Here is a 7,420-nt window from a genome sequence, read left to right as displayed (position 1 = left end):
TTTGGTGTCCACGCGGCCGGGGGGGGGGGGCCCCTTGCATATGTGTGTGGGGGGGGGGGGGCGGCGCCCCCCCCCCCCCACCACCCAGCAACCCCAGCTCGGTCAGTCGCCGGACGGCATCGTCGCGCTGCTCGACGCCGAGCTTCTGATAGATGTGTCGCAGATGGGTTTTGACCGTGTTTTCCGAGATGAACAGTTCGGCGGCGATCTGAACGTTGGTCTTGCGGGTCGGGAGATATTGGGCGATCTCCGTTTCGCGGGCGCTCAGCACCGACACCTGCCGCGACGATTCTGTGATGACCGCGGCGATCCTGCGCACGTATGACGGGCTAGGTCCTCGGGTGATGTCGGCGCCCTCGCGCAGGGCGCTCAGCAACGGGCCCGACCGGTCGAGGTGAGGCACGACGGTCAGCCAGAGGTCGCATCGTTCCGCGAGCCGCAGCGCGGAGATGAGCTCGGCGGCCGCACGGTCGGGATCGGTGCGGATCCGCGACCGGCTGGCGACGAGGAGGGCGACGACCCGGTCGACGGACTCGTGCGCGGGGCTCTGATGCTCGTGGCTCTCGGCGGGGCTCGGGTCGTCGCCGAGCGACGAGGCCAGGTGCAGCCGGGTGCGGACGACGTCCGGTGGTGCGGAGACGTTCCGCAGCCGTCGGGAGGAAGCGCGGACGGCCGTCAGATCACCGGACTCCAGCGCCGTCAGCCCGCTCGCCGCCTCCACTCGGGCCCGGAGGTGGCGATCCCCGGACCGACGTGCCTCGGTGCCGAGGTCCTCGATGGTGGCCCAGGCCTCCTCATGTCTCCCCAGGCGTGCGAGTTGCGGTGCGAGCAACAACTCGACGCGAAGGCGAGTGGTGGGGAACAACCCGTCGCGCGCGAGTGCTCGGGTTGCGATCAGTTCGTCGACCGCTTCCGGGCGACCGTGTTCGGCGGCAATCGCTGCCTGGACGAACCGTGCCTCGGCGACGATGTGCGTGTCGTCGAAGCCACGTCGTTCGGCGAGGCGGAGGGCGACACCTGCCTTCTCCTCTGCCAGGGGTAGATCCCCGGAATCCAGTGCCGCCATCGCGGTGATCGCGGTGGAGTGGACCAGAGAGAGCTGAAGACCCGACCGGATCACGTCCTGTTCCATCTCGTCCATCAACGACCGGACCGTGGCGGGGTCGCCGTTCCAGAGAGCGACATCGCGTAGTTGTTCGATCGCCATCACCCGCAGGTAGGCGAGGCGGGCGGGCGATGTCGCGCTGCCGGGGTCGGTCCGCACCAGGGCGAGCGAACGTTGCGCTGCCCTCACCGAGTCGTCGTTGCGCATCAGTACGCGGCTGACGAGTGCGTCGATCATGGCGATCTCTGCGCGGTCCACCGAGACCCACGTGGTGGTGTCGATCTGCTCGATCAACTGTGCGGCCTCCTCGGCCAGGCCCGCCTGGACGAGCGCAAGGGCGAGTGCCGAGACCGCTGCCGGCTCCTTTCTCAACCGTTGCGGCAACTGCCGGAACCACTGCAGCGCGTCATCGCTGCGCCCCAGCGGTTCGAGCGCCGAAGTCAACCGGCCCAACCGGCGGACTGCGTCGGCGGGGTCCACCTCCAACCGGTGGGCGAGTGCCCTGTCCCACTCGTTGCGCGACTCGTGCCAGTGCGATGCACGCTTGTGGATACAAGTGACCGTGTCGGGGTCGGGCGCGGTCCGGTCACGCCGCAGTTCGGCTTCGAGGATCGGCGGGAACATCAGCGAGTCCACGCCGGAGGCGGGCGCGGCAGGCGACATCGGACCGGGCGCGCATCGGACGAGCATCGAGCGTGGACGCCATGACTGCTCGAAAGCGTCGGCGGTGTCGAGATCCAGGGTGGCGCGGATCATGTCCGGAGTGAAAACGCCCAGATGGGCCAGTCGGGCGCACAGGGTTCGAAGGTCCTCCGGCATCGGCGCGAGGACCTCCGCCCGTACGTAAGTGCCCGCGTCTTCGATCGGCAGGTGCATCGACGCTCCGCGATCCGGATGTCGAGCGATCGCGTCCAGGACGATCTCCACCAGCGCAGGCCATCCGCGAGTGAGGCGGAACAACTCGTCGAGATCTGGGGCGGACACCGAAAGGTCTCGCGCAGAGGCCATCGCCTCGACGTCCAGGCGTGACAGCAGCAACTGTTCGAAACCGATCAACTGCCCTTCGCCCCGCCCGAGTCGGCGCCACAGCGCGGTGGGGGGCTCGGACCGGCCGATGAACACGAAACGCCAACCGTCGTCCAGGGCACGATCGATTGCCGCCCGACACTCGGGCACGTGCGGGAGATGGTGCGCGTCGTCTATCACCACCAGGGACGGGGTATCGCCCGCGACCTCGTGCAGAATCTCTTGCGCCATAGCAGAATCCGGTATGGTCACCCAGCGGTGTGGGACGTCGGCCAGCTCGAGCGACCTCCGAACGAAGGTCGTCTTGCCGCTACCTGCCGGTGCGACCACCGCGGTCACCGACGGAGGGTTCGCGAGCACCGACTTCGCGACGACGCCAGGCACGTCGTCACCGTCGGTTCTCACTCCGGACATGCTAGACACGCACACGAGTTCTGTGTCCGGAATGCGAAGAAGCTCGGCGACGGGTGCGGGCCCCACGGTCGTCACCTGTCGGACGCCGGCGACGGCGCGGGGAACCCACCCGCCCTTGACAGTGCGGTGCTCGCCGTGCGGCCGACCAAGGTCACGAGCTCGCGTCCGGCGTCGACGACGGAGTCGAGGTCGAGTCCGCTGCGGATTCCACTCCGGTCGAGCAGGTAGACAAGATCTTCGGTGGCCACGTTGCCGGTCGCAGCCGGCGCGAACGGGCATCCGCCGAGTCCCCCCGCACTCGAGTCGAGCGCATCGGCCCCGGATTCCAGTGCGGCCCAGGCATTCGCGATCGCGGTGTTGCGGGTGTCGTGGAAGTGGAATCGGAGCCTGCGATCGGGCAGCAGGTCCCTGGCCCGGGTCCCGACCCGCGTCACCTGAGCCGGGACGCCCACGCCGATCGTGTCGGCGAGGCACACCTCGTCCGCACCCGACTCGCGGGCGGCCACCACCAGGTCCAGGACGACGTCCTCGTCGACGGTGCCCTCGAACGGGCAACCGAAGGCGGTGGCGACGGTGAGGGTCGCCGGAAGTCCGGCGGCCCGGGCCCGGCCTATCACTGCGGACGCCTCGGTCAGTGACTGCTTCATCGTCATGTTCTGGTTGCGTCGGCTGAAGGTGTCGCTCGCGCACACCACCACGTTGATCTCGTCCACACCGGCCGCGATGGCACGGTCGAGTCCGCGTTCATTGAGGACCAGGCCGCTGTACGCGACGCCGGGTCTGCGCTCGATCGACGCCATGACGACCTCGGCGTCGGCCATCGCCGGTACCGCTTTCGGATGGACGAACGAGACAGCCTCGATCCGCCGCGCGCCGGCGTCTGCGAGGAGACCGGCGATGCGGACCTTGTCCTGTGGGGTCACTCGTGCGGCCTCGTTCTGCAGTCCATCCCGCAGCGCGACCTCGACGACCTCGACCGTGGCCGTCATCGGACGGCGCCGTCGACCGGTTGCTGCTGTGCGGTCAGCCAGTCCCGGACCTCGCCGTCGTGATGGCCGCGGCGCTGTCCGCCCCACCGGATCGTCCCGGGATTGTCGCTGAGCCGCGGGGTGACCGCTTGCATCGGGACGTGTCCGAGCTGGTCGTCCGGGATCTCCACGATCGACCCGCGAGCCTGGAAGTGCGCGTCTGCGAGCATGTCCCTCGCCTGGTAGATGCGGCCGACGGGCACCCCGTGGGTGTCGAGCAATTCGAGCATCTCCGCCGCAGGCAGCGTCGAGCTCCACGCCCCGATGAGCTCGTCGAGTTCGGTCTGTCGCGCGCCTCTGGCCTGGTGGGTCGCGTAGCGGGCGTCGTCGGCGAGTTCTTCTTGCCCCATCGCGCGGGTCAGCCGCCGGAACACCGAGTCCTGGTTGGCAGCGATGAGGACCATGTGTCCGTCGGCGGTCGGATAGACGTTGCTCGGCGCGACGCCGGGCAGCAACGCGCCGGTCCGCTCGCGGACCACGCCTGCGACGGCATAGTCGGAGACGAGCGATTCGGTGAGCGCGAGAACCGATTCGAAAATCGACACGTCCACCACCTGGCCGCGCCCGGAGCGTTCTCGCGCGACGAGCGCGAGCAGGGTGCCGAGCGCCGCATGCAGGCCGGCGAGCATGTCGCCCAGCGAGACCCCGAATCGGCTCGGTGGCCGGTCCGCGTCGCCGACCAGGTAGCGGAGCCCGCCCATCGCCTCGCCGATCGAGCCGTAGCCGGCCCTGGGCGAGTACGGCCCGTCCTGGCCGAAGCCGCTGACCCGGGTGAGGACGATCCGCGGATTCGCCTCGGCGAGAACGTCATAACCGAGACCGAATCGTTCGAGGGTGCCGGGCCGGAAGTTCTCCACCACCACGTCGGACTGGCGGACGAGGTCCAGCACGAACTCGCGGCCGGCATCGGTGTGCAAGTCGGCGGTCACACATCGCTTGCCGCGGGCGATGACGTTCCAGGAGAGCGACCTGCCCTCGTGGACAACGCCCCAGTCCCGCATCGGGTCACCGCGGTCGGGTTGCTCGACCTTGATCACGTCGGCCCCGAAGTCGGCCATCATCTGGCCGCAGAACGGCCCGGCGATCAGTTGGCCCAGTTCGATGACGCGGACTCCGTCGAGTGCGCCGGGCGCGAGCGTGGGTGTCGGTGTCATGAAGGACCTTTCTGTCGGTGATCGTCCCGGTGCGTGATCGGTCGCGCGGACAGAATTGTCGACATTATCCGAATTTCTGACTGGATCGATCAGCAAGTTCTGGCTAACAGTACGGCACCAAGACGTCTTTTGTATACAAGATCGGGTTTGGTGTCAGTGGCGGCCGTTGGGGGCGTCGCGCTAAGCTCGCAGGCGGCCGGGATCATGGACACGTCGACCCAGAGGGATCAGCTGCGATGGCGAGTGCGGGGGATGCTGCCTACGACCTGATCCGGTCGCGGATTCTGTCGGGTGAGTATGTCCGAGGCCGCCGGTTGCGCGAGGAATTGCTCGCTTCCGAAGCGGGGGTTTCGCGGACGCCGGTCCGGGAAGCGTTGCGCAGACTCGAAGCGGAGGGATTGGTCGAGTTCCTGCCGCGGCGCGGCGCGCGGGTCTCCGGATGGACCGGCCGTGAACTCGAGGATCTCTACGAGATCCGCGCTCTGCTCGAGGGGTATGGCGCGCGAGCCGCCGCCGACCGCATCACTGCCGATGAGCTCTCCGCACTGTGTGAGATCGCCGATCAGATGGAAGCACTGACCACGGGTGGCGAATCCTTCGACACCGGCGCGGTCACGGAGTTGAACAGTGGGTTCCACGGCGTGATCGTCCGAGCGACGAAGAACGCGCAACTCGAACACCTTGTGCGCAGCGTGATGGATCTACCGCTGGTGCACCAGACCTTCACGCACTACTCGTCACAGCGGGTGCGCGCGAGCAACATCCATCACCGCGAACTGATCGAGGCGCTGCGCTCCGGCAACGGCACCTGGGCCGAATCGGTGATGCGGTCACACATCCTGGCCGCGGGGGCGACCGTGCGTGCCGCGGTGGAGGACGAGGAGCCGGCCGACAGTCGGTAGGCGGCGTCGGACCGGAAGGGTCAGGACTCGCGGCCTGCGCCTGCCGACGTCCCGAACACCGCCGTGAGGATCTCCGGTGACCATTGGACGTACTCGACGACTGCCCCGTCAGGATGGCGGATGTACGCGAATCGTCCTGTCGCACTCCGCGATTCTCCGATGACCTCGGCCCCGGCCGGGCCGGCGATCAGCGCGATGAGGGCATCGAGTTCATCGACGATGACCGGGCCGACGGTCGACCGGTAGGGCTCGACATCGTCGTCGGCTCCCGCGATGAGAAGGAAGTCGCCGACGGCGGCCAATTCGGCCTTCTCGAAGGCGAATCGCAGATCGGCAGATGCACCGACGAGCGTCTCGTACAGCGGTAGGGACTCATCGAGGTCGGCGACGAATACTCTGGCATAGGTCTTCAGCACTCGCATCGACCCCACGCTAGGAGCGCAGGCGGATGAGCGGCAGTACGCACTTCGAGGTGAGCAGCGACGCCGCGCCGTCGTCCGGGGCCGAAGACCGCGCTCGGCAGCTCGCGCGCTCGGTCTTCGCCGTCGTGTCGACGAAGTGGGGTCTGACCGTCCTGGAGGAGGTCGGACGACGTCCCCGCCGGTTCCGCGAGCTGAGGCGGTCGATCGGGACGGTCAGCGACAAGGTGCTCACCCAGACGCTGCGCGACCTCGAGGCGCACGGACTGGTCCACCGGCATGACCATCGCAGCGCGAACCCGCGGGTGGACTACACCCTGACGGACGCCGGTCGGGATCTCGTCACGACGGTCCACGGCCTGTGTGACTGGTCGCGCGCTCATCTCGACGACCTGCTGGATGCACCCGGGTCGACCGACTGACCCGACTGGGTGGCTTTCGGGAACGTTTGCGATCCGCGAGGTGTTGAGACGGCCATGAGCGCTCCCATCACCGTTGACATCTGGTCCGATATCGCGTGTCCCTGGTGCTACATCGGCAAACGGAAGTTCGAGGCCGGACTCGCAGCGTTCGCCGGACGCGACGACGTCGAAGTGACCTACCACAGCTTCGAACTCGCCCCGGACACACCGGTGGACTTCGACGGCTCGGAGATCGACTTCCTCGTTCGGCACAAAGGCATGCCCGCCGACCAGGTCCGGGGGATGCTCGACCAGGTTCGCGGGATCGCCGCCGACGTCGGTCTCGACTACGACTTCGACAGGCTCCAGCACACCAAGACGCTGAAGGCGCATGAGGCGCTGCATTTCGCGAAAGCGCATGGCCGGCAGGCGGCATTGGCCGAGCGTCTGTTCCAGGCGTACTTCGAGCAGGGACGCCACGTCGGTCGCGCCGCCGAACTGGCCGATCTGGCGGCCGACGCCGGTCTCGATCGCGACGCAGTGCTCGCCGCGCTGGAGTCGGGGGAGTACTCCGCTGACGTCGCCGCCGACATCGAGCAGGCGCGGGCCTACGGGATCAGCGGAGTGCCGTTCTTCGTGATCAACGGCAAGTACGGCATCTCCGGTGCGCAGGCGCCAGAGGCTTTCACCCAGGCCCTCGACAAGGTCCGTGCAGAGGAATCCGGCCGTGTCTGACCCCCTGGTGCGTTTCGAGATGATCGGCGACGACGACGCAGCGGTCTGCGTCGACGGGGTGTGTGCACTGCCGGAGGCCGGGACCGACACGTCGGAGCCTGTGCTGGAGTGAGTTTCGGACCCCTCTGACGCGGTCGGCAATTCTTGTCGGTGGTGGGTCGTACATTGGTGTCATGCAGTTCGGGGGCGGTGACACACCTGTTGCGGGCGGGGAGCCTGTCGGCGAATCCTCGCTG

Annotated in this window: 7 protein-coding genes; 3 read left to right on the top strand and 4 right to left on the bottom strand. The window is 68.0% G+C overall.

Features of this window, described 5'->3' with window-relative positions; translation table 11 throughout:
- The 3 genes from ACFW3F_RS24715 to ACFW3F_RS24705 form a co-directional block, all read right to left on the bottom strand.
- A partial coding sequence (locus ACFW3F_RS24715) for a LuxR C-terminal-related transcriptional regulator (RefSeq protein WP_388062230.1) occupies positions 1-2,536 on the bottom strand: 2,536 nt, incomplete at its 3' end.
- Positions 2,537-2,616: 80 nt separating this feature from the next.
- Entirely contained in the window at positions 2,617-3,534 is a 918-nt protein-coding gene (locus ACFW3F_RS24710) for a hydroxymethylglutaryl-CoA lyase (protein WP_388062228.1), read from the bottom strand.
- Complete coding sequence (locus tag ACFW3F_RS24705) at positions 3,531-4,727, bottom strand: CaiB/BaiF CoA transferase family protein (RefSeq protein ID WP_388062226.1); 1,197 nt, start codon at positions 4,725-4,727, stop codon at positions 3,531-3,533. Before ACFW3F_RS24705 ends, ACFW3F_RS24710 begins: the two co-directional genes overlap by 4 nt.
- 236 nt (positions 4,728-4,963) lie before the next feature.
- Here ACFW3F_RS24705 and ACFW3F_RS24700 point away from each other — a divergent pair, with 236 nt between their 5' ends.
- Positions 4,964-5,629: a GntR family transcriptional regulator gene (locus ACFW3F_RS24700; protein ID WP_388062224.1), complete on the top strand. Its 666-nt coding sequence runs from the start codon at positions 4,964-4,966 to the stop codon at positions 5,627-5,629.
- A 20-nt stretch (positions 5,630-5,649) separates the two neighbouring features.
- Here ACFW3F_RS24700 and ACFW3F_RS24695 read toward each other — a convergent pair whose 3' ends face one another.
- Positions 5,650-6,051, bottom strand: a complete 402-nt coding sequence (locus ACFW3F_RS24695; RefSeq protein WP_388062222.1) for a VOC family protein — start codon at positions 6,049-6,051, stop codon at positions 5,650-5,652.
- Positions 6,052-6,077: 26 nt separating this feature from the next.
- Between ACFW3F_RS24695 and ACFW3F_RS24690 the strand changes: the two genes are divergently transcribed.
- Together ACFW3F_RS24690 and ACFW3F_RS24685 are read left to right on the top strand one after the other, a co-directional pair.
- Entirely contained in the window at positions 6,078-6,470 is a 393-nt protein-coding gene (locus ACFW3F_RS24690) for a winged helix-turn-helix transcriptional regulator (RefSeq protein WP_388062220.1), read from the top strand.
- A gap of 54 nt (positions 6,471-6,524) precedes the next feature.
- Complete coding sequence (locus ACFW3F_RS24685; RefSeq protein WP_388062218.1) at positions 6,525-7,184, top strand: DsbA family protein; 660 nt, start codon at positions 6,525-6,527, stop codon at positions 7,182-7,184.
- Positions 7,185-7,420 lie beyond the last annotated feature (236 nt).

This window comes from Gordonia sp. NPDC058843 (assembly GCF_042743165.1).
Lineage (GTDB): Bacteria > Actinomycetota > Actinomycetes > Mycobacteriales > Mycobacteriaceae > Gordonia.
Note: the sequence above shows the minus strand (reverse complement) of the source record. Positions and strands in the feature narration are given on the sequence as shown.